This window comes from Streptomyces albidoflavus, assembly GCF_000719955.1.
GTDB classification, from domain to species: Bacteria; Actinomycetota; Actinomycetes; order Streptomycetales; family Streptomycetaceae; genus Streptomyces; species Streptomyces albidoflavus.
In genome coordinates this window covers 351,311-372,207 of record NZ_JOII01000006.1, presented here as the reverse complement: position 1 = coordinate 372,207, position 20,897 = coordinate 351,311, and the positions used below count along the sequence as shown (strand labels likewise).

At 73.6% G+C, this 20,897-nt stretch carries 18 protein-coding genes; 12 read left to right on the top strand and 6 right to left on the bottom strand.

The annotated features are described in order from the left end of the window. Positions 1-96 precede the first annotated feature (96 nt). The 6 genes from lpdA to IF45_RS0109440 all read left to right on the top strand — a co-directional run bounded on the left by lpdA (position 97) and on the right by IF45_RS0109440 (position 9,240). Positions 97-1,485: a dihydrolipoyl dehydrogenase gene (gene lpdA, locus IF45_RS0109465; protein WP_003947675.1), complete on the top strand. Its 1,389-nt coding sequence runs from the start codon at positions 97-99 to the stop codon at positions 1,483-1,485. Positions 1,486-1,545: 60 nt separating this feature from the next. After that, positions 1,546-3,330, top strand: a complete 1,785-nt coding sequence (gene sucB, locus IF45_RS0109460) for a 2-oxoglutarate dehydrogenase, E2 component, dihydrolipoamide succinyltransferase (protein ID WP_030306778.1) — start codon at positions 1,546-1,548, stop codon at positions 3,328-3,330. Positions 3,331-3,534: 204 nt separating this feature from the next. Then, complete coding sequence (locus tag IF45_RS0109455) at positions 3,535-4,158, top strand: GntR family transcriptional regulator (protein WP_003947677.1); 624 nt, start codon at positions 3,535-3,537, stop codon at positions 4,156-4,158. Positions 4,159-4,556: 398 nt separating this feature from the next. Next, positions 4,557-7,262: a pyruvate dehydrogenase (acetyl-transferring), homodimeric type gene (gene aceE / locus IF45_RS0109450; RefSeq protein WP_018895647.1), complete on the top strand. Its 2,706-nt coding sequence runs from the start codon at positions 4,557-4,559 to the stop codon at positions 7,260-7,262. A 170-nt stretch (positions 7,263-7,432) separates the two neighbouring features. Next, positions 7,433-8,263: a VOC family protein gene (locus tag IF45_RS0109445; protein WP_003947679.1), complete on the top strand. Its 831-nt coding sequence runs from the start codon at positions 7,433-7,435 to the stop codon at positions 8,261-8,263. Beyond that, positions 8,263-9,240 (top strand): helix-turn-helix transcriptional regulator, encoded by a 978-nt coding sequence (locus tag IF45_RS0109440; RefSeq protein ID WP_030306776.1) that lies wholly within the window; start codon positions 8,263-8,265, stop codon positions 9,238-9,240. The genes IF45_RS0109445 and IF45_RS0109440 overlap by 1 nt, the downstream gene beginning before the upstream one ends. A gap of 15 nt (positions 9,241-9,255) precedes the next feature. Here the strand turns inward: IF45_RS0109440 and IF45_RS0109435 are convergent, their stop codons facing one another. Continuing rightward, positions 9,256-10,200 carry an SDR family oxidoreductase gene (locus tag IF45_RS0109435; protein ID WP_030306773.1) on the bottom strand — a complete coding sequence of 315 codons (945 nt, stop codon included), beginning with the start codon at positions 10,198-10,200 and terminating at the stop codon, positions 9,256-9,258. A 146-nt stretch (positions 10,201-10,346) separates the two neighbouring features. Here IF45_RS0109435 and IF45_RS0109430 point away from each other — a divergent pair, with 146 nt between their 5' ends. Then, positions 10,347-10,865: a DUF4240 domain-containing protein gene (locus tag IF45_RS0109430; protein WP_010637399.1), complete on the top strand. Its 519-nt coding sequence runs from the start codon at positions 10,347-10,349 to the stop codon at positions 10,863-10,865. Between the two features lie 30 nt (positions 10,866-10,895). Here IF45_RS0109430 and IF45_RS0109425 read toward each other — a convergent pair whose 3' ends face one another. From IF45_RS0109425 to IF45_RS0109415, 3 genes are all read right to left on the bottom strand, one after another. Then, positions 10,896-12,116 (bottom strand): PP2C family protein-serine/threonine phosphatase, encoded by a 1,221-nt coding sequence (locus IF45_RS0109425; RefSeq protein WP_003947683.1) that lies wholly within the window; start codon positions 12,114-12,116, stop codon positions 10,896-10,898. Between the two features lie 150 nt (positions 12,117-12,266). Further along, positions 12,267-13,595 (bottom strand): NAD(P)/FAD-dependent oxidoreductase, encoded by a 1,329-nt coding sequence (locus IF45_RS0109420; RefSeq protein WP_030306771.1) that lies wholly within the window; start codon positions 13,593-13,595, stop codon positions 12,267-12,269. A gap of 185 nt (positions 13,596-13,780) precedes the next feature. After that, the gene (locus tag IF45_RS0109415; protein ID WP_010637401.1) at positions 13,781-14,671 is read right to left on the bottom strand and encodes a TIGR01777 family oxidoreductase; all 891 of its coding nucleotides are present in this window, start codon (positions 14,669-14,671) and stop codon (positions 13,781-13,783) included. Between the two features lie 59 nt (positions 14,672-14,730). Between IF45_RS0109415 and IF45_RS0109410 the strand changes: the two genes are divergently transcribed. Continuing rightward, positions 14,731-15,216, top strand: coding sequence for a GNAT family N-acetyltransferase (locus IF45_RS0109410; RefSeq protein ID WP_030306768.1), 486 nt, complete (start codon positions 14,731-14,733; stop codon positions 15,214-15,216). Positions 15,217-15,259: 43 nt separating this feature from the next. Here IF45_RS0109410 and IF45_RS0109405 read toward each other — a convergent pair whose 3' ends face one another. Then, complete coding sequence (locus IF45_RS0109405) at positions 15,260-16,738, bottom strand: NsdA family TPR-like regulatory protein (RefSeq protein WP_003947687.1); 1,479 nt, start codon at positions 16,736-16,738, stop codon at positions 15,260-15,262. A gap of 204 nt (positions 16,739-16,942) precedes the next feature. Here IF45_RS0109405 and lipB point away from each other — a divergent pair, with 204 nt between their 5' ends. The 4 genes from lipB to IF45_RS0109385 all read left to right on the top strand — a co-directional run bounded on the left by lipB (position 16,943) and on the right by IF45_RS0109385 (position 20,274). Beyond that, positions 16,943-17,773: a lipoyl(octanoyl) transferase LipB gene (lipB, locus tag IF45_RS0109400; protein ID WP_003947688.1), complete on the top strand. Its 831-nt coding sequence runs from the start codon at positions 16,943-16,945 to the stop codon at positions 17,771-17,773. A gap of 172 nt (positions 17,774-17,945) precedes the next feature. Further along, on the top strand, positions 17,946-18,926 hold the full coding sequence (locus IF45_RS0109395) for a lipoyl synthase (RefSeq protein WP_003947689.1): 981 nt from the start codon (positions 17,946-17,948) through the stop codon (positions 18,924-18,926). 312 nt (positions 18,927-19,238) lie between these two features. Beyond that, a complete protein-coding gene (locus IF45_RS0109390) occupies positions 19,239-19,472 on the top strand; it encodes an SCO2195 family GlnR-regulated protein (RefSeq protein ID WP_003947690.1) in 234 nt (77 codons plus the stop codon). A 103-nt stretch (positions 19,473-19,575) separates the two neighbouring features. Next, positions 19,576-20,274, top strand: coding sequence for a DUF4191 domain-containing protein (locus IF45_RS0109385; protein ID WP_003947691.1), 699 nt, complete (start codon positions 19,576-19,578; stop codon positions 20,272-20,274). Positions 20,275-20,369: 95 nt separating this feature from the next. Here the strand turns inward: IF45_RS0109385 and IF45_RS0109380 are convergent, their stop codons facing one another. Next, the gene (locus tag IF45_RS0109380) at positions 20,370-20,837 is read right to left on the bottom strand and encodes an RDD family protein (protein ID WP_003947692.1); all 468 of its coding nucleotides are present in this window, start codon (positions 20,835-20,837) and stop codon (positions 20,370-20,372) included. Positions 20,838-20,897: the final 60 nt, after the last annotated feature.

The following is a 20,897-nucleotide window of genomic DNA, read 5'->3' as shown; positions in this document are numbered from 1 at the left end:
GGGCCGTCAGACAAGCGGCCGAACACGAGCCGGGCCGCCGGTTCACACCCCGGGCACGGGGACCGGCACACGGCGCATATGCATGGAGGACGTGACGTGGCGAACGACGCCAGCACCGTTTTCGACCTAGTGATCCTCGGCGGCGGTAGCGGCGGTTACGCCGCGGCTCTGCGCGCCTCCCAGCTGGGTCTTGACGTCGCCCTGATCGAGAAGGGCAAGGTCGGCGGCACCTGCCTGCACAACGGCTGCATCCCCACGAAGGCCCTGCTGCACGCCGGCGAGGTCGCCGACCAGACGCGTGAGTCGGCGCAGTTCGGTGTGAAGGCCACCTTCGAGGGCATCGACATCGAGGCCGTCCACAAGTACAAGGACGACGTGATCTCGGGCCTGTACAAGGGCCTGCAGGGACTCATCGCCTCGCGGAAGGTCACCTACATCGAGGGCGAGGGCCGGCTCTCCTCGCCGACCTCGGTCGACGTGGACGGCCGCCGCGTCGAGGGCCGCCACGTGCTGCTCGCGACGGGCTCCGTCCCGAAGTCGGTGCCGGGCCTGGACATCGACGGCGACCGCATCATCTCCTCGGACCACGCGCTGAAGCTCAACCGCGTGCCGAAGTCGGCGATCATCCTGGGCGGCGGCGTCATCGGCGTCGAGTTCGCCTCGGCGTGGAAGTCGTTCGGCACCGAGGTCACCGTGATCGAGGGCCTCAAGCACCTGGTCCCGGCCGAGGACGAGAACAGCTCGAAGCTGCTGGAGCGGGCGTTCCGCAAGCGCGGCATCAAGTTCAACCTCGGCACCTTCTTCGACAAGGCCGAGTACACCCAGGACGGCGTGCGGGTCACCCTCGCCGACGGCAAGACCTTCGAGGCGGAGGTCCTGCTGGTCGCCATCGGCCGCGGCCCGGTCTCGCAGGGCCTGGGCTACGAGGAGGCTGGCGTCGCCATGGACCGCGGCTACGTCCTGGTCGACGAGTACATGCGCACCAACGTCGAGACCGTCTCGGCCGTCGGTGACCTGGTCCCCACCCTCCAGCTCGCGCACGTCGGCTTCGCCGAGGGCATCCTGGTGGCGGAGCGGCTCGCGGGCGAGCGGCCCGTGCCGATCGACTACGACGGTGTGCCGCGCGTGACGTACTGCCACCCCGAGGTCGCCTCGGTGGGCATCTCCGAGGCCAAGGCCAAGGAGATCTACGGCGCGGACAAGGTCGTCGCCCTCAAGTACAACCTCGCGGGCAACGGCAAGAGCAAGATCCTGAAGACCGCGGGCGAGATCAAGCTCGTCCAGGTCAAGGACGGTGCCGTGGTCGGCGTCCACATGGTCGGCGACCGCATGGGCGAGCAGGTCGGCGAGGCCCAGCTCATCTACAACTGGGAGGCGCTCCCCGCCGAGGTCGCCCAGCTCATCCACGCCCACCCGACGCAGAACGAGGCGCTCGGCGAAGCGCACCTGGCCCTCGCGGGCAAGCCGCTGCACTCGCACGACTGACCGTGTCCGGGCGCGAGACGACCACAGACTTCCGCACATTCGTAAGGAGCACCTGAAACCATGGCGGTTTCCGTAACCCTTCCGGCGCTCGGCGAGAGCGTCACCGAGGGCACTGTCACCCGCTGGCTCAAGGCCGAGGGCGAGCGCGTCGAGGTCGACGAGCCGCTGCTGGAGGTCTCGACCGACAAGGTCGACACCGAGATCCCCTCGCCCTCCGCCGGAATCCTCTCCTCCATCAAGGTGGCCGAGGACGAGACGGTCGAGGTCGGCGCCGAGCTGGCCGTCATCGACGACGGCTCCGGTGACACCGAGGCCGGCCAGGAGCCCGCTCCGGCCCAGCAGGAGGCCCCGGCCCCCGAGCCGCAGGAGCCGGCCGCTGCCGCTCCCTCCACCGAGTCCGAGGCCCCGGCCCCGGCCCCCAGCGCCGACTCCGCCCAGGGCGGCGGCTCGGCCGAGGGCACCGACGTGACCCTGCCGGCGCTCGGCGAGTCCGTCACCGAGGGCACGGTCACCCGCTGGCTCAAGGAGGTCGGCGACTCCGTCGAGGTCGACGAGCCGCTGCTGGAGGTCTCGACCGACAAGGTCGACACCGAGATCCCCGCCCCCGTCGCCGGTGTCCTCCTGGAGATCACCGTCGGTGAGGACGAGACCGCCGAGGTCGGCGCCAAGCTCGCCGTCATCGGTGCGCCCGGCGCCTCCGCCCCGGCCGCCCCGAAGGCCGAGGAGAAGCCCGCCGAGGCTCCGGCCCCGGCCCCGAAGGCCGAGGAGAAGCCGGCTCCGGCGCAGCCCGCGGCCCCGGCCGCGCCCACCGAGGCGCCGGCCGAGACCGAGAAGCCCGCCCCGGCCCCGGCCCCGGCGAAGCCCGCCCCGGCTCAGGACCGGCCCGCCGCGTCCGCTCCCGTCCCGGCCTCCGGCGGCGAGGGCGCCTACGTGACGCCGCTGGTGCGCAAGCTGGCCTCGGAGAACAACGTCGACCTGGGCTCGGTCAAGGGCACCGGCGTCGGCGGCCGTATCCGCAAGCAGGACGTGCTCGCCGCCGCGGAGGCCGCCAAGGCTCCCGCCCCGGCCGCCGCCCCCGCCGCTCCGGCCGCCGCCAAGGCGCCGAAGCTGGAGGCGTCCCCGCTGCGCGGCCAGACGGTCAAGATGACCCGGATGCGCAAGGTCATCGGCGACAACATGATGAAGGCCCTGCACTCGCAGGCGCAGCTCACCTCGGTGGTCGAGGTCGACATCACCCGCCTGATGAAGCTGCGCGGCCAGGCCAAGGACGCTTTCGCCGCCCGTGAGGGCGTCAAGCTGTCCCCGATGCCGTTCTTCGTCAAGGCCGCCGCCCAGGCGCTGAAGGCCCACCCGGTCATCAACGCCCGGATCAACGACGACGAAGGCACCATCACGTACTTCGACTCGGAGAACATCGGCATCGCCGTGGACGCCGAGAAGGGTCTGATGACGCCGGTCATCAAGGGTGCGGGCGACCTGAACATCGCCGGTATCGCGAAGAAGACCGCCGAGCTGGCCGGCAAGGCCCGCTCCGGTGGCCTGACCCCGGACGACATGTCCGGCGCCACCTTCACGATCAGCAACACCGGCTCGCGCGGTGCCCTGTTCGACACGGTCATCGTGCCGCCGAACCAGGCCGCCATCCTGGGCATCGGCGCCACCGTCAAGCGCCCCGTGGTCATCGACCACCCGGAGCTGGGCGAGACCATCGCGGTGCGCAACATGACGTACCTGTCGCTCTCCTACGACCACCGTCTGGTGGACGGCGCCGACGCCGCCCGCTACCTGACCTCGGTCAAGGCGATCCTGGAGGCCGGCGAGTTCGAGGTCGACCTGGGTCTGTGACCTCCGGGACCCCTGCGGTCCCATCAGGTGGACAACGGGTGTAAGGCTCGTCTCACCTGCGCGTACGCCCCCGTCCGGAGCCTTCCGGGCGGGGGCGCCGCCGTATTGTCATAGGGTCAACGCCCCTTGGGGCCGTGTCCGCGAGGGGACTCGTGCGCGACACCGTCCCCCGAGGACGGCACACCTTGCCGAAGGAGTCCCCCCATGACCGCACCCGTCGTCCACAGCTTGCGCGAGCAGATCCGTGAGCACATCGTCGACGGGATCGTCAGTGGCCGCTGGAAGCCCGGCGAGCGCATCGTGGAACGCCGGATCGCGGTCGAGCTGGAGGTCAGCCAGACGCCGGTCCGCGAGGCGCTGCGGGAGCTGGAGACGCTGCGGCTGATCGAGTCGGCGCCGAACAAGGGCGTCCGGGTCCGCGACCTGACCGCCGCCGACCTGGAGGAGATCTACCCGGTGCGGGCCGGCCTGGAGCAGATCGCGGCGGAGCTGGCCGCGCCCCGGCTGGCGGCGGACGTCTCGGTGCTGGAGCCCTCGGTGGCGGCGCTGTACGAGGCGGACCGGCTGGCCGACGGGGAGAGCCAGGTGCGGCACACCGTCGCCTTCCACCGGGAACTGGTGCGGGCGGCGGGCAACAGCGTGCTGCTGCACACCTGGGAGGGGCTGGGCATCGAGGTCTTCACCGCCCTTTCCATCCGCTGGCTCGGCACCCACCAGCAGGCGTACGCCGAGGAGCACCAGGCACTGGTGGACGCGTTCCGCGCGCAGGACCCGGACATCGGGCACCTGGTGAAGTCGCACGTCCTCGGCTGCGCCCCCAGGGCCTGAGCCGCCCCCTTCGAAAAGCAGCTCACCGACGAGAACGGCCCCTCCCGCGGGGCCGTTCTCGCGTTCCCGCACCCGCTCGCCGGGGACCGGCCCACCCGTACGCGCTGGAGCGGCGCCCGGAGCGGGCCGCGCGCCCCTATTCCAGTCCTCACCTGCGAAAACAAGGCACGCGGTGCCTTGAACGTGGGCACTCGATGCCAATTTCTTGGTTCTGAGAAGTTTTCCCCTTCAACCCTTTGATCGATCATCGATCAGCGGATTACAGTTCCCTCGGACTCCCACCCGGAATCCACCCGCCCTGTCCTGCCAAAGACCTTGGGCACCCCCACCCAACCCCTTACCGACAAGGGACCCTCCTGCCCCCGCGGGAGCGCCCTTCGACTCCGGAAGGCGGCGACATGACCGACCCCCGCACCCTCCAGCCGAGCGAGCTCGACCAGCTCCCGGACCGCGACCCGCAGGAGACCACCGAGTGGCTGGACTCCCTGAAGGCGGTCACCGACGCCGCCGGACCGCACCGCGCCGCGTACCTGATGCGGCGCACCCTGGAGGGCGCCGAGGGCGCGGGCGTCTCGCTGCCCAAGCTCCTGGAGACCGACTACGTCAACACCATCCCGACCTCGGCCGAGCCGGAGTTCGCTCCCGGCACGGACGAGACGATGGAGCGCCGCATCGCCGCCTGGAACCGGTGGAACGCGGCCGCGATGGTCACCCGCGGCTCGAAATACGGCGTCGGCGGCCACATCGCCACCTTCGCCTCGGCCGCCTGGCTCTACGAGACCGGCTTCAACCACTTCTTCCGCGGCAAGGAGGGGGACGGCTCCGGCGACCAGCTCTACATCCAGGGCCACGCCTCCCCCGGCATCTACGCCCGCGCCTTCCTCGACGGCCGGATCGGCGAGGAGCAGCTCGACCACTTCCGCCGCGAGTCCGGCGGCAACGGCCTTCCCTCGTACCCGCACCCGCGCCGCCTGCCGTGGCTCTGGGAGTTCCCGACCGTCTCGATGGGGCTCGGCCCGCTCTCCGCGATCTACCAGGCGCGGTTCAACCGCTACCTGACCAGCCGCGGCATCAAGGACGTCTCCGACTCCCACGTGTGGGCCTTCCTCGGTGACGGCGAGATGGACGAGCCCGAGTCGACGGCGGCCCTGGCGCTCGCCTCCCGCGAGGGCCTGGACAACCTCACCTTCGTCATCAACTGCAACCTGCAGCGCCTCGACGGCCCGGTCCGCGCCAACTTCAAGATCGTGCAGGAGCTGGAGGCCCAGTTCCGCGGCGCCGGCTGGAACGTCGTGAAGTCGCTGTGGGGCTCCGCCTGGGACGAGCTGTTCCAGCTCGACGTCACCGGCGCGCTCGTCCGCCGCCTGCGCGAGGTGCCGGACGCCCAGTTCCAGACGTACCAGACGCGGGACGCGGCCTACATCCGCGAGCACTTCTTCGGCGCCGAGCCGGCCCTCGTCGAGCTGGCCAAGCTGATCAGCGACGACAAGATCAGCGAGTGTTTCCACCGCTCGCGCGGCGGCCACGAGCCCCGCAAGGTCTACGCGGCGTACCGCGCGGCCCTCGCCCACAAGGGCGCGCCGACGGTGATCCTCGCCCAGACCGTCAAGGGCTTCACCCTCGGCAAGGGCTTCGAGTCCAAGAACGCCAACCACCAGATGAAGAAGCTGACGGTGGACGAGTTCAAGGACATGCGGGACCTGCTGGAGCTGCCGATCCCGGACAGCGCCTTCGCCGACGGCCAGGTGCCCTACGGCCACCCGGGCGCCGACTCCCCCGAGGTCCGCTACCTCACCGAGCGCCGCGCCGCCCTCGGCGGCCCCGCCCCGGCCCGCCGCACGCAGCCGGTCGCGCCGCTGCCCGCCCCGGCCGACAAGGCGTTCGCCGCCTTCGACAAGGGCTCCGGCTCGCAGTCGGTCGCCACCACCATGGCCTTCGTCCGCCTCGTCAAGGACCTGGTCCGCGACAAGGAGACCGGCAAGCGCTGGGTGCCGATCGTCCCCGACGAGGCGCGCACCTTCGGCATGGAGTCGCTCTTCCCCTCCCTCGGCATCTACTCGCCGAAGGGCCAGACGTACGAGCCGGTCGACCGCGACCAGCTCATGTACTACAAGGAAGCCGTCAACGGCCAGATCCTCAACGAGGGCATCACCGAGGCCGGCTCGATGGCCGACTTCATCGCCGCCGCCTCCGCGTACTCCACGCACGGCGAGCCGATGATCCCCTTCTACATCTTCTACTCGATGTTCGGCTGGCAGCGGACCGCCGACCAGATGTGGCAGCTCGCCGACCAGCTCGGCCGCGGCTTCCTCGTCGGCGCCACCGCCGGACGCACCACCCTGACCGGTGAGGGCCTCCAGCACGCCGACGGCCACTCGCCGGTGATCGCCGCGACCAACCCGGCCGCGCTCAGCTACGACCCGGCCTTCGCCTACGAGGTCGCCGCGATCGTCAAGGAGGGGCTGCGCCGCATGTACGGCGAGGCCACCCCCGAGGAGGACCGCGACGTCTTCTACTACCTGACGGTCTACAACGAGCCGATGCCGCAGCCGGCCAAGCCCGCCGGGGTCGACGAGGGCATCCTGCGCGGCCTGTACCGCTTCAACACGGCTGAGTCGGCCGGCGTCGAGGTGGCCGCCGCCAATGCCCCGCGCATCCAGCTGCTCGGCTCCGGCACCGCCATCCACTGGGCGCTCCAGGCCCAGAAGATGCTGGCCGAGGAGTGGGGCGTGGCCGCCGACGTGTGGTCCGCGACCTCCTTCACGGAGCTGCGCCGCGACGCCCTGGAGGCCGACGAGGCACTGCTCCGCGGCGAGCAGCGGGAGCCGTACGTCCGCCAGGTGCTGGCCGACGCCGAGGGCCCGGTCCTCGCCGTGACCGACTACATGCGCCAGGTACCCGACCAGATCGCCCAGTGGGTCGAGCAGGACTGGTCCTCGCTGGGCGCGGACGGCTTCGGCCTCTCCGACACCCGTGAGGGTGCCCGCCGCCACTTCGGCGTCGACGCCGAGTCGGTCGTGGTCGCCGCGCTGGCCCAGCTGGCCCGCCGCGGCGAGGTCCCGGCCCGCTCCGTCAAGGAGGCCCGCGAGCGGTACGGTCTCTGACCTGCGTGAACACTGAGGGGCGGTGCTCCGGGATCTCCCGGGGCGCCGCCCTTCGGCGTGCCCGGTCCACGTGTGGCAGGGGGCGTAGATCCTTTTGCCGGTCGGCGCGGCGCGTGCGTGAATGAACCTCTGACCACGCCACGGCACCCGGACCGTACGGGGGTTCACCCATGAAGACCTGGAACGTCCCGTCGGCCCCGTGCTGGGCCGACCTCTCCGCGGCGGACCCCCGGGCCGCCGCCGCCTTCTACGAACGGCTCTTCGGCTGGGAGCTGGGCGGGGTGCCCGGCCTCGACGGCTACCGGGCCTTCCTCAGCGAGGGCGAGCCGGTCGGCGGGCTCGGACCGCGCCGGCCCGGGCGCCGCCCCTCCGTCTGGCGGCCGTACTTCGTGGCCGGCCCGGACGGTGCCGGGGAGAGCCCGGCCGAACGGGTGGCCCTGGCCCGGGGGAAGGTGCTGGGCGAGCCGGTCGAGGTGCCCGGCGTCTGCCGCGCGACGCTCTGCGCGGACAGCTCGGGCGCGGTCTTCGGGCTGTGGGAGCCGGACGGGCACCAGGGGTTCGGCCGGGTCAACGCGCCCGGCTCCCCCGCCTGGCTCGACCTGGCCACCACCGACCCGGACGGTTCGCGGGGCTTCTACACCGAGGTCTTCGGCTGGCAGGCCCGGCGGGCGGCGCCGGGCGCGGGCTTCCCGTACACCGAGTGGAGTCTGGGCGGTCAGCCGTTCGGCGGCATGACGCCGATCACGGAGGCGTTCCCGGCGGGGACGGTGCCGCGCTGGCTGGTCTACGTCGCGGTCCGCGACTGCGACGCCGCCGCCGCACGGGGGGCGCGGCTCGGCGCCAACGTGCTGCTCCCCCCGACCACCATCGAGCCGGGCCGCTTCAGCGTGCTGGCCGACCCGCAGGGCGCGATGTTCGCGGTGATCGCGCTGGCCCGGGAGGAGACCGGCGAGGGACGCCCGGGGACGGGCGGGGAGCGGGCGGCGGCCATCATGGGCTGATGCGTGCCGCCCGTCTGATCCGTATGGTCCTGCTGCTCCAGTCCCGCCCCCGGATGACCGCCGCCGAGCTGGCCGGGGAGCTGGGGGTGAGCGAGCGGACGGTCGCGCGGGACGCGGAGGCGCTCTCCGAGGCGGGCATCCCGGTCTACGCGGAGCGGGGGCGGGCCGGAGGGTACGCGCTGGTCGGGGGGTACCGGACGGGGCTCACCGGGCTGGCGCCGGAGGAGGCGCAGGCGCTGTTCCTGTCGGGGGTGCCGGGGGCGCTGCGGGAGATGGGGCTCGGCGAGGCGGCGTCGGCGGCGCGGCTGAAGGTGTCGGCGGCGCTGGCCCCGCCGGTGCGGGAGGCGTCGCGGGCGGTGGGCGGGCGGTTCCATCTGGACGCGCCGGCCTGGTACACCCGCCCCGAGGCGCCGGAGCTGCTGGCCCCGCTGGCCGAGGCGGTCTGGGACGACCGGCGGGTGGCGGCCACGTACCGGCGCGGGGACCGTGAGGTGAGCCGCGAGCTGGAGCCGTACGGCCTGGTCCTGAAGGCGGGTGTCTGGTACCTGTGCGCGCGGGCCGACGGGGCGGGGCAGGCGCGGGTCTACCGGGTGGACCGGTTCACCGGGGTGCGGGAGCACGGGACGCGGTTCACGCGGGACACCGGGTTCGACCTGGCGGAGTTCTGGCGGGCGCGGGCCGAGGAGTTCGCCCGCTCGCTGCTGCGGGAGGAGATCAGCCTGCGGCTCAGTCCGGCCGGGGCCGGGAAACTGCCGCGGGTGACCGACCCTCGCGCGGCCCGGGAGGCGCTGGAGGCCGCCGGGTGGCGGGAGGACGCGACGGAGTGGGTGGAGGACGTGGTGCTGCCGGTGGAGTCCCTGGAGGTCGCCTTCGACCAGTTGCTGGGACTCGGCCCGGAGGCGGAGGTGGTGGCCCCGCCGTGGCTGCGGGAACGCCTCGGGGAGGCGGCGCGGCGGATGGCGGGGCTGTACGGGTAGCGGGGTGCGTCCGGCTCAGCGGTAGCTCTCCGGGCCGGCCTCCTTGCCGCCGAAGACGACCTCCTCGAAGTAGCGCCAGCCGTCGGGCGAGGAGCCGTCGGTGTCGGTGAAGCCGTACTCCTCGGCGAGGGTGCCGCTGGTGACCGACCGGCCGTTCCAGCGGGCGCGGCCGGGATCGGCGGCGAGGGCGGTGACGCCCCGGGCGACGTAGGCGGGTGACTCGGCGACGGCGAAGTGGGGCTCTTCGGTGAGGGCGTCGCGCCAGTTCTCCTCGGTCACGCCGAAGCCGTCGAGCATCTGCTCGGAGCGGAGGAAGCCGGGGGTGACGCAGACGGCGGTGGAGCCGTGCGGTTCCAGGTCGCGGGCGAGGCCGAGGGCCATGCGGATGGGGGCGTACTTGGCGAGGTCGAAGAAGACGTTCTCGCGGAAGCGCCGGTTGGTCTCGGCGCTGCCGTCGGTGACCTCGACGTGCAGGCCGCCGGGGTGGCGGATGAGGAGCGGGAGCAGCAGGGAGGCGGTGATGAGGTGGGAGCGGACGCCGAGGTCGAGCATCCGCAGCCCTTCGTCGAGCGGGGTGTCCCACAGGGCGCGGCCGAAGGGGATGAGGTGTTCGCCGCCCCAGGTGTTGTTGACCAGGATGTCGAGCCGCCCGTGGTCCGCCTCGACGCGGGCGGCGAGCCGGCGGACCTGCTCGGGGTCGAGGTGGTCGGTGGGGACGGCGATGCCCTCGCCGCCGGCCTCGGTGACCAGGGCGGCGGTCTCCTCGACGGTCTCGGTGGCGCGGCCGACCTCGGAGACCTTGTCGCGGGTGGTGCGCCCGGTGACGTAGACGGTGGCCCCGGCGGAGCCGAGTTCCACGGCGAAGGCGCGGCCGGCGCCCCGGGTGGCTCCGGCGACGAGGGCGACGCGGCCTTCGAGGGCGGTGGGCGAGGCGGCGGGGACGGATGCGGAGTGGGTCATGGGTCCGACCCTGGCACGCAAAGGCGACACCCTCCGTCGGGTTTTCGCCCGTACGGCGGTGCGTCGCGCCCCTGTTCACCACGGGCGGGGGAACCGTGCCGTCCGGACGTGCGGCGCCGGGCGCCAGGGACGATGCTGGAGCCGTGATGGACGAGACGGAGTTCTGGGAGATCATCGACACGACGCGGGAGCGCGCCGGCGGCGATCCGCAGGCCCACGCGGAGCTGCTGGTGGAACGGCTGCTCGACGCGGACCCGGAGGCCGTCCTGGACTTCGCGCGGCACTTCGAGGCCCGCTACAACCGCGCCTACACCTGGGAGCTGTGGGGCGCGGCGTGGGTGCTGCTGGACGGCGCGAGCGACGACGCCTTCGACTACTTCCGGTGCTGGCTGATCGGCCAGGGCCGGGAGGTCTTCGAGGGCGCCCTGCACGAGCCGGACGACCTGGCGGACCTGCTGGGCCCCTTCGACGACGAGATCGACGGGGACGGCGAGGAGCTGGGGTACGCGGCCGACGAGGCGTACGAGCAGCTCACCGGCGCCGACACCCCGGACCTGGGGATCGCGCCGGCGCCGGTGGACCCCTCGGGCACGCCGATCGACCTGGAGGACGACGACGCGCTGGCGGTCCGCTTCCCCCGGCTCTGGGACCGCTTCACGGCGTGAGGGGGCGCTGCTCCGGGCCCGCGGCGGGCGTCAGCCCTCGCCGCGGGCCTCCTTGTTCGTGCCCTCCCGGGTGTCCAGCACCTCGCCGGTGACGGTGCCCGTGTCGGGCTCCTCGCCCTCGGGGTCGGGGGCGAAGACGAGCAGGGCGACGTCGTCGTCGATGGTGCGGGCGTAGGCGACGAGGTCGCGCCAGATGGCGGCGATCAGTTCGGCGGGGTCCTCGGCGGCGAGCTGGGCGGCCCGGTCGACCAGCGGGTAGAAGGCGTCGGCGTCGTTGCGTGCCTCGGTGACGCCGTCGGTGACGGCGAGGACGCGGTCGCCCGGCTGGAGGGGGACGGCGCGCTCGACGGGCCGGGCGAGGCCCGCGATGCCGAGGCCGAGCGGCGGCGCGGGCTGGACCTCGATCTCGTGGGCGGTGGTGCCGCGCAGCAGGACCGGCGCGGGGTGGCCGCAGGAGACCACGCGGACCTCGCCGGAGTGCGGGCGGAACTCCAGCAGCAGGGCGGTGGCGAAGAGTTCGCCGGAGGTGGGGTCGGAGCGCTGTCCGGCGGGCGGCTCGCCCACGACGCTGTCGGGGTCGCCCTCGGGGACCCGGGCGACGGTGATGGCCCCGGCCGCCGCGTCCTCGGCGTCGACCACCAGCCGCCGGTCGAGCCGGGCCGCCACCCCGGCCAGCTCCTCCTCGTCGAGGACGGCCTCGCGGAAGGCACCGAGGATCGCGGTGACGGTGCCGACGGCGGCGATGCCGTGGCCCTGTACGTCGCCGACGAGGGCGCGGACGCCGTAGGGGCCGCGCCGTACGTCGAAGAGGTCGCCGCCGACCAGCGTGCCGCGTTGGGCCGGGCGGTACAGGCCCGCGCAGCGCACCCCGTCGACGCGGGGTGGCAGCGGGGGCAGGACGGCGAGCTGGGCTGCCTCGGCGACGGTGCGGATGGTGGTGATCTGGGCGGCGCGGCGCCGGCGCATCCAGGAGATGGCGATGCTGAGCAGCGCCACGAAGGTGACGACGATGAGGTCGCCCTGGCCGGGCCGGTCCAGGTTGACCTCGGAGATGTTGAGCAGCACCAGGACGGCGGCGGAGAAGAGGGTGGTGCCCAGCGGCCCGTAGCCGAGGGTGGCGAGCGGCGGGATGGCGCCGAGCAGGAAGCCGAGGTCGACCGGCCGTTCCACCAGGATCTGGAGGAGCGGGATGAGGATCAGCAGCCCCACCGGCAGCCACCGCAGCCAGGCGGGCGCGGGGGCACCGCTCATCCAGCGGGGTTCGTCACCCCGTCGGCTCCACACGGCGGTCCTCGCCACTCCGGTACTCCCCGGCTCCGGCCCATCGGGCCGGACGGCCCGGCCTCCAGCGTTCTACGCCGAGCGCCGGGCCGCAAACGGCGGGCGTGCCGGAGTGGCGTCTCAGGCCGCCGCGTGGGTGACGTCGGGGGCGGGCGGCAGGAGGCCGAAGTCGGTGAGGATCTCGCGGGCGGCCCGGTGGGCGGAGGTGAGGGCGCCGTGCACCGAGCTGGTGTCGCGGTGGTCGCCGCAGACGTAGAGGCCGTCCAGGACGCGGACGGGCCTGCGGGCGTCGTGCGGCGGGGTCATCGCGGGGACCGCCTCGGGATCGTGGTGGGCGGCGAGCAGTTCCCAGCCGGCGGTGGAGGTGCCGTACATGCGGGCGAGCTGGGCGCGGACCTCCGCGTCGAGGCCGTCCGGGGGCGCGTCCAGCACGGTCGAGGAGATGAGGGCGCGCCCGCGCGGGGCGCGCGACGGGTCGACCTCGCTGAGCGCCGCCGACCACGCGACGGGGCCGCTCCGGTCGGCGTCCAGGACGAGGGCGCTGCCGGTGGGCGGCGGGGCGGGCGCGGCGTGGTGGAGCACGGTGACCGAGTGGAAGCGGGGCACCCGCAGCCCGGGCAGGAGTTCGGCGGCGGCGCGGGCGCCGGTGGCGAGCAGCAGGGCGCGGCAGCCGAAGGTGCCGTGCTCCTTGGTGGTGACGGAGTCGATGGAGGCGGCGGTGACGTGCACGCCGGTGCGGACGGTGCCCGCGGGCAGGGCGTCGGCGAGGTACTGGGGCAGCGCGTCGGCTCCGCCGGCGGGCACGCCGAGGCTGCTGCGGGCGTAGCCGCGCAGGGTGAGGTCGGCGATCCGGCTGGAGGTGGTCAGCTCCGGGTCGCCGAGGAGGGCGGTGAGCAGGGGCCGCACGAAGCCGTCGAGGGTACGGGCGGAGAGGCCGCGCAGGGCGAGGGCCTCGGCGGCGCTGCGCTCGGGCCGCGCGGCGAGACGCTCCTCGGAGGTGGCGGCGAGGCGGGCGAGGGCGGAGCCGAGCCGGGCGCCGTCGACGGCGGTGGTGACCCGGGGCCGTTCGGGGCCGCCCTGCCGGGGCACCCGTCGGGGGGCGCTCGCCCGGGCGCGTGCGGCACTGAGTGCACCCCTCGCGCTCCCGGGTTCGCCGGTACGGGTCCGCCGTCCCTGGCTGTGGACGAGCACGCCGGGGGCGAACTCGCACAGCTCCAAGCCGTCGAGGAGCGGGGCCGCCGCCTCGGGCCAGGTGGTGAGGAGCGGCTGCCCGAACCGGTCCAGCCGGTAGCCGTCCAGGGTTTCGGTGGCCATCCTGCCGCCCACCCGTGTGGCGGCCTCCAGCACCGTGACGCCGACTCCGGCGCTGGTCAGCGCATGGGCGGCGGCGAGTCCGGCGACCCCCGCGCCCACGATCACGACGTCCGCTTCCTGTCCGGGCTCACTCACGTGCCCTCCCCGAGATTGGGCGATCCGTGGGGGGCTCATGCCCCCGACGCGCGTTGGGAATACCCGAGTGCGAGGTTCGAGCCTAGAAGCGGTCCGGGGACGCGGGCAGAGGCGCACACGGCGGGCACGGTCGTACGCCGGTCGCACACCGCGTGCCATGAGCGCCCCCCGGTGGGACGGACGGGTCAGCGGAGGGCGGCCCTCAGGGTGTCGTCGATCCCCGGGTACCGGAACGCGAACCCGGACTCCAGCAGCCGGGCGGGGACCACGCGCTGGCTCGCCAGCACGTCGCCGGAGAGTTCGCCGAGGACCAGCTTGAGGGCGGCGGCCGGGACGGGGAAGGGCGTGGGGCGGCGCAGCACCCGGCCCATGGCGGCGGTCACCTCGCGGTTGGTGAGCGGGCGGGGAGCGGTGAGGTTGACCGGACCGGAGAGTTCCTCGGTGTCGATGAGGTGGCGCAGGGCCGCGACGTGGTCCTGGAGCGCGATGTAGCTCCAGTACTGGCGGCCGTCGCCGACCCGGCCGCCGAGCCCGGCCCGGAAGAGCGGGAAGAGCTTGGCCCAGGCGCCGCCCTTCGCCGAGACCACCAGCCCGGTGCGGGGGAAGACGGTGCGCACCCCGGCCTCCTCGGCCGCGGCCGCCGCCTCCTCCCACTCCACGCAGACGGTGGGCAGGAAGCCGTATCCGGGCGGGGCGCTCTCGTCGACGGCCCGGTCGCCGGTGTCGCCGTAGAAGCCGATGGCACTGGCGTTGACGAAGACGTCGGGCGGGGTGTCCAGGGAGGCGATCGCCTCGGCGAGGGTGGCGGTGCCCCAGACGCGGCTGTCGCGGATCTCGCGCTTGTAGGCGTCGGTCCAGCGGTGGTCGGCGATGCCGGCGCCGGCCAGGTTGACCACGGCCGAGCAGCCGACGAGCCCCGCCGTCTCGACCCGGCCCTCCTTCGGGTCCCACTGGACCTCGTCGGCGTCCCGGGCAGGGCGGCGGACCAGCCGCACCACCTCGTGGCCGTCCGTCCGCAGGGAGTGGGTGAGCGCTGTTCCGATGAGGCCGGAGGAGCCGGCGACCGCGATCCGCATACGGCTCATCATGACCACCCGGACCGCCCGCCACACCGGTGACATGGCAGAGTGCCGCCATGCGGCCACTCATACGCCCCGCCCGGCACGGCGACGGGGCGGACCTCGCCCGGATCGACTTCGCCACCTGGTCCCCGCTGCACGCCGTCACCGAGCGGCCGAAGGCGCCCGCGGACCCCTTCTTCGACGGCCACCGCGACCCGCGCGAACACCTGGTCGCCGAGGAGGACGGCGAACTTCTCGGCTACGCCGTCGTCCGCCGCCCCGTCCCGCTGCCGGCGTTCGCCCACGTCCGCCAGATCCAGGGGCTCGCCGTGCGCGAGGAGGCACGCGGCCGGGGCGTCGCCCGCGCCCTGCTCCGCGCCTGCGTGGCCGAGGCCCGCGCCCAGGACGCCCGCCGCCTCACCCTGCGGGTCCTCGGCCACAACGCCCCGGCCCGCGCCCTCTACGCCTCCGAGGGCTTCCGCGTCGAGGGCGTGCTGCCGGGCGAGGTCTTCGTCGCCGGGACGTACGTGGACGACGTGCTGATGGGCAGGGCGCTCTGAGGCCGGCCGGGCGGGGGACGGTGCTCCCCCGCCCGGCCGCCGTTCAGTGCAGCGCCGCCACCCGGTCGCGGTAGCCGCGCACCGCCGCCGCGTCCCGGTAGGGCTCCAGGCGGCGTTCGAAGTCGCGGACGTACTCGACGGCGCGAGCCGAGCGCATCTCGGCCGCGTGCTGCGCCGCCTCCGCGCCGAGGGCGCAGGCCTGGTCCAGCTCGCCGAGGCCGAGGCGGGCGGAGGCGAGGACGACGCGGCAGAAGAGACGGCTGCGGGCGTACCCGTGCGGGCGGAGCTGGAGCGAGCGTTCCGCGTGCTGGGCGCTGTGCCGGTACTGCTGGAGGTCGCGGTAGCAGTGCGCGAACTCGTCGGCGAGCTGCGCCTCGTCGAAGAACTGCGCCCAGTGCGGCACGTCGTCCCCCGGCCGCGCCGCCTCCAGCGCCCGCTCGGCCCGCCCCAGCGAGGTCTGGCAGGCCCTGCCCTCCCCGAGCACCCCGTGGCCGCGCGCCTCGACGGCGTGCAGCAGCGCCTGCACCACCGGCGGCGCCGTCGTCCCGACCCCCTGCTGGGCGACCCGGGCCAGCTGCACCGCCTCCCGCCCGTGGTGCAGGTAGACCGCCTGCCGGCTCATGGTGATCAGCACGTAACTGCCGTACGCCCGGTCCCCCGCCGCCTGCGAGAGCCGGAGCGCCTGCACGAAGTACCGCTGGGCCAGCCCGTGTGCCCCGATGTCGTACGAGGTCCAGCCGGCCAGCCGGGTCAGGTCGGCGGCGGCGGCGAAGAGGCGGCGCCCCGTGGCCTCGCCGTACCGGCCGCGGAGCATCGGCTCGGCCTCGTGCTCCAGGTAGCGGACGAGAGCCTGGCGGGCGTGGCCGCCGCCGTAGGCGTGGTCCAGGGAGCGGAAGAGGTCGGCGACCGAGCGGAGCGCCGCCACGTCGCCGGCCGAGACGCGCTGGCCGGGGCCGCGTTCGGTCTGGTGCCGGGGGCGCGGGGCGACGGTGACCGCCCGGGCCCCGGCCTGGACGGGCCGGCCCTGCGCGGGGATGCGCACGGTGGCCGGGACCGGGGTGGGGTCGCCGCGGCCGACCCGGTCGTCGGCCCGGCCGATCAGCCAGTCCCGGCTGGGGACGACCAGCCCCGCCGGGGTGAAGGCGATCTTCCGCAGTTCGGTGTGGCTGCCGGAGTCCTTGCGCCACAGGCCGCTGACGATGTCGACGGCCTCCTCGGGGGTGGCCGCGAACTCCAGCCCGGCGTAGACCGGCGCGCACGCGTCTAGGCCGAGGTCCTGGGCGGTCAGCCGCCGCCCCAGCCGCCGGGTGAAGACCTCGGCGATCAGGGCCGGGGTGGTCCCCCTGGGCTGCTGTCCGCGCAGCCAGCGGGTCACCGAGGTCTTGTCGTATCTGAGGTCGAGCCCGTGTTCGAGACCGAGCTGGTCGACGCGGCGGGCCAGCCCCGCATGGGAGAACCCGGCCTCCGCGATGAGCGCGGCTAGCTGGCGGTTGGGGGTGCGCTGAGGGGGTCGGTCCGTCATCTGCTGTGCGGTCTCCTGCCTTCCGGGCCCGTGGAGCAGCCCTCATGGAACGGCGTGAATGTAACGGGCCGCGCGGCCCTCGCAGTGAGGTGTGCCACACATTCATCCGATCGTGTGAGTATCGGGCGGACGCCTGACTTCCGGCGGCGGGTCGTACAGTGGCCGGGATGCGCGGTGTGCGCGCGAACGAGGGAGGTGCGGGCCGTGAGTGACGTGCAGTTCGTCCGGCTGGGATTCGGTGCGGACGCGGTGGAGTACCAGCAGGCGTGGGACGAGCAGCGCCGGGTGCACGCCGCCCGGTTCGCCGACGAGATCCCGGACACCTGCCTGCTCCTGGAGCACCCGCCCGTCTACACCGCCGGACGGCGCACCGAGGAGAGCGAGCGCCCGCTCGACGGCACCCCCGTCATCGACGTGGACCGCGGCGGCAAGATCACCTGGCACGGCCCGGGCCAGCTCGTCGGCTACCCGATCCTCAAGCTCCCCCGCCCGGTCGACGTGGTCGCCCACGTCCGCCGCCTGGAGGAGGCCCTGATCCGCGCCTGCGCCGAACTGGGCCTGGCCACCACGCGCATCGAGGGCCGCAGCGGCGTCTGGGTGCTGGGCGCCCCGAAGGAGGAGCGCGCCGCGCTCGGCGGGCTCTCCCTCGACCTCGACCCGCGCCTGGGCGGCGACGACGAGTTCGACCCGCGCCTGGCCGGTCCGGAGTACGCCCCCTCCAACGCGGGCCAGCGCCACGAGGACCGCAAGCTCGCCGCGATCGGCATCCGGGTCGCCAAGGGCGTCACCATGCACGGCTTCTCGCTCAACGTGAACCCGGACAACACCTGGTTCGACCGGATCGTCCCCTGCGGCATCCGGGACGCGGGCGTCGCCTCGCTCACCCAGGAACTGGGCCGCGAGGTCACCATCGCCGAGGTGCTCCCGGTCGTCGAGCGGCATCTCACCGAGGTGCTGGGCGAGGCTCTGCCGCTCCCCCGCGAGCGCGAGGCGGAACCTGTCGCACCGCCCGCCGCCGAGCCCGCCACGGCCTGACCGAGGGCCTTCACGGGCCCTCCCCCGACTGGGCCGAACGGGCGAAGGAGCCACGGTCCCGGAGGCTGACCGGGGTAGCCACCCCGCACTTCGCGGGGCGTACCCTGATGTACGCCGAAGAATCGACGTCGCACCCCGTGACGCGAGCCACGCAAACCAACAGGGAGCCGGTGTGTCCGCAGTCGCACCCGACGGACGCAAGATGCTGCGCCTGGAGGTCCGCAACAGCCAGACCCCCATCGAGCGCAAGCCCGAGTGGATCAAGACCCGCGCCAAAATGGGTCCCGAGTACAACGAGCTCCAGAAGCTGGTCAAGAGCGAGGGCCTGCACACGGTCTGCCAGGAGGCCGGCTGCCCCAACATCTACGAGTGCTGGGAGGACCGCGAGGCCACCTTCCTCATCGGCGGCGACCAGTGCACCCGGCGCTGCGACTTCTGCCAGATCGACACCGGCAAGCCGCAGGCGCTCGACCGCGACGAGCCCCGCCGCGTCGGCGAGTCCGTCGTCACGATGGACCTGAACTACGCCACGATCACCGGCGTCGCCCGCGACGACCTGGAGGACGGCGGCGCCTGGCTGTACGCCGAGACGGTCCGCCAGATCCACGCGATGACCTCGGAGCGCGAGGGCGGCCACACCAAGGTCGAGCTGCTCATCCCCGACTTCAACGCCGACCCCGACCAGCTCGCCGAGGTCTTCTCCTCGCGTCCCGAGGTCCTGGCGCACAACGTCGAGACGGTGCCGCGCATCTTCAAGCGCATCCGCCCCGGCTTCCGCTTCGAGCGCTCGCTCGAGGTCATCACCCGCGCCCGCGAGGCCGGCCTGATCACCAAGTCCAACCTCATCCTGGGCATGGGCGAGGAGCGCGCCGAGGTCAGCGAGGCCCTCCAGCGGCTGTACGACGCCGGCTGCGAGCTGATCACCATCACGCAGTACCTGCGCCCCTCCGTGCGCCACCACCCCGTGGAGCGCTGGGTCAAGCCCCACGAGTTCGTGGAGCTGAAGGAGGAGGCCGAGGAGATGGGCTACTCCGGCGTCATGTCCGGCCCGCTGGTCCGCTCCTCGTACCGCGCCGGCCGTCTCTTCCAGCAGGCGATGGACCGCCGCTCCGGCGTCCCCGCCGAGTCCGCCCCGGCGGCCCGCGCGCTCTGACGCCACCGGTGTCCGGGGCTGTGAATCCCCGCACACCCGGGCCCGGGCCCGCGCCCCGGCCGCGCGGCGGCCCCCGTACGAATCCGCAGCTCGCGGCCGTACGGGGGCCGCTTCGCGCGTCCCGGGGTGCGGGCCCGGCGCCGCGAGGGTTTCATGGGTGTTTGACCCGCAGGTCACGCCCTGGTAACACCAGTCGGTGACGCTGTACGTACGCCGTGCTCCAGGGCCGGGGAGGGACCTCCCCGACCGGCGGGCACGGGCGACGCGTTCCCGGCACCGCGCCACTTCGCCGTTCTCCGAGGGGATCTTCAGATGCAGGCCGCGCCCGTCACCCCGCTCCGCACCTCCACGACCCGTCCCGCCGCCTGGCCCTCGGTCACCGGCGCGCTGCGCGCCGTCGAGTCGGTGCTGATGCGCTCGGGCCAGCGCACCGCCCGCCGCAACGCCTGGGCCTCGGTCCTGGAGGACCGCCGCCGCGCGCAGGACCGGGTGGAGACCCAGGCGGTCCTGGAGGCCGCGGCCACGCCCGGTTCGCGGACCTCCTGACGCACGTCCCGGCGAGGCCCCGCCGAATCGTTACGGCAGCGGGCGGCGACTGATACCCCGCCCGCACGACGCCGACGCATCAGGGACACGTAAACTTCGGTACATGGCGAGCAAGGACAACGCAGCGAGTTCTGCGAACCCGGGGCGGATCAAGCAGATCGCCCAGACGTACAAGATGGCAAAGCGCGTCGATCCGAAGATCGGCTGGGTCATCGCCGCCGTGGGGATCGTCACCTTCGGGGTCTTCCTTGCGATCGGCTTCCTCGTCGGCCACCCGGTCTACCTCGGCATCCTCGGCTTCGTGCTCGCCTTCCTCGCGATGGCGATCATCTTCGGCCGCCGCGCCGAGAAGGCCGCGTTCAGCCAGATGGAGGGCCAGCCCGGAGCGGCGGCGGCAGTCCTGGACAACATCGGGCGCGGCTGGACCACGACTCCCGCGGTGGCGGTCAACCGCAGCCAGGACGTCGTGCACCGCGCCGTCGGCAAGGCGGGCATCGTCCTCGTCGCCGAGGGCAACCCGAACCGGGTGAAGGGCCTGCTGGCGTCCGAGAAGAAGAAGATGGCGCGGATCGTCGTGGACGTCCCCGTGCACGACATCGTGGTGGGCACCGGCGAGGGCCAGACCCCGCTGAAGAAGGTCCGCACCACGATGCTCAAGTACCCGCGCGTCCTCACCGGCCCGCAGGTCACCGCGACCAACGACCGCCTCCGCGCCCTCGGCGACCTGATGAGCAACATGCCGGTGCCGAAGGGCCCGATGCCCAAGGGCGCCCGCATGCCCCGCGGCCCGAAGATGCGCTGACCACGCGCCGAACACCTGACCCGTACGCGAGAGGGCGGCACCGGAATCGATTCCGGTGCCGCCCTCTCGCGTACGGGCGCTTCTGGAGTCGGGCCTCAGACGCGGATCTGCACCGCGCGGCCGAGGCGGTCGTGGAGGCCGCGGGAGTCACGGTCCCAGATCAGGGCCGGGACGCCCAGGCAGAGCAGCGCGCTGCGGACCACGGTCCAGCCGGGGCCGAGCCGGCCGCCCTGCTCCGAGACCACCCGCAGGCGCAGCAGGAGCTTGCCCGGGGTGCAGCCGACGGTGCCGACGGTGAGGATGTTCATCACCAGCAGGATGCCGAGGGCCCAGTTCCCCGTGGACTGGGCGTCACCACCGGAGAACAGGCCGTATGCGATGAGCATGCACAGAGCCCAGTCGATGGCGAGGGCCCCGAACCGGCGCCCCACCGGGGCCACCGAACCAGGACCGTGCTCGGGCAGACCGAGCCGTTCCCCCCGGTAGCCGAAGTCCGCACCCATCTCCTCCGCGGCTGCGCGCGGGCCGGAGAGCCACGATCCGATTGCTTGCCTGTTGTCCACGGAAACACGGTACTGCGGCGGGGTACCCGGAGAGCGACCGGGTAAGGGCCGAAGGGAACC

Bases quoted from the DNA above. Each gene is read 5' to 3' on its own strand.
- sucB (WP_030306778.1), top strand. From the start codon at position 1,546: ATGGCGGTTTCCGTAACCCTTCCGGCGCTCGGCGAGAGCGTCACCGAG.
- IF45_RS0109455 (WP_003947677.1), top strand. From the start codon at position 3,535: ATGACCGCACCCGTCGTCCACAGCTTGCGCGAGCAGATCCGTGAGCAC.
- IF45_RS0109405 (WP_003947687.1), bottom strand. From the start codon at position 16,738: ATGACGGACCGACCCCCTCAGCGCACCCCCAACCGCCAGCTAGCCGCG.
- IF45_RS0109430 (WP_010637399.1), top strand. From the start codon at position 10,347: ATGGACGAGACGGAGTTCTGGGAGATCATCGACACGACGCGGGAGCGC.
- IF45_RS0109415 (WP_010637401.1), bottom strand. From the start codon at position 14,671: ATGCGGATCGCGGTCGCCGGCTCCTCCGGCCTCATCGGAACAGCGCTC.
- IF45_RS0109440 (WP_030306776.1), top strand. From the start codon at position 8,263: ATGCGTGCCGCCCGTCTGATCCGTATGGTCCTGCTGCTCCAGTCCCGC.
- IF45_RS0109385 (WP_003947691.1), top strand. From the start codon at position 19,576: ATGGCGAGCAAGGACAACGCAGCGAGTTCTGCGAACCCGGGGCGGATC.
- IF45_RS0109435 (WP_030306773.1), bottom strand. From the start codon at position 10,200: ATGACCCACTCCGCATCCGTCCCCGCCGCCTCGCCCACCGCCCTCGAA.
- IF45_RS0109425 (WP_003947683.1), bottom strand. From the start codon at position 12,116: ATGAGCGGTGCCCCCGCGCCCGCCTGGCTGCGGTGGCTGCCGGTGGGG.
- aceE (WP_018895647.1), top strand. From the start codon at position 4,557: ATGACCGACCCCCGCACCCTCCAGCCGAGCGAGCTCGACCAGCTCCCG.
- IF45_RS0109445 (WP_003947679.1), top strand. From the start codon at position 7,433: ATGAAGACCTGGAACGTCCCGTCGGCCCCGTGCTGGGCCGACCTCTCC.
- IF45_RS0109410 (WP_030306768.1), top strand. From the start codon at position 14,731: ATGCGGCCACTCATACGCCCCGCCCGGCACGGCGACGGGGCGGACCTC.
- IF45_RS0109390 (WP_003947690.1), top strand. From the start codon at position 19,239: ATGCAGGCCGCGCCCGTCACCCCGCTCCGCACCTCCACGACCCGTCCC.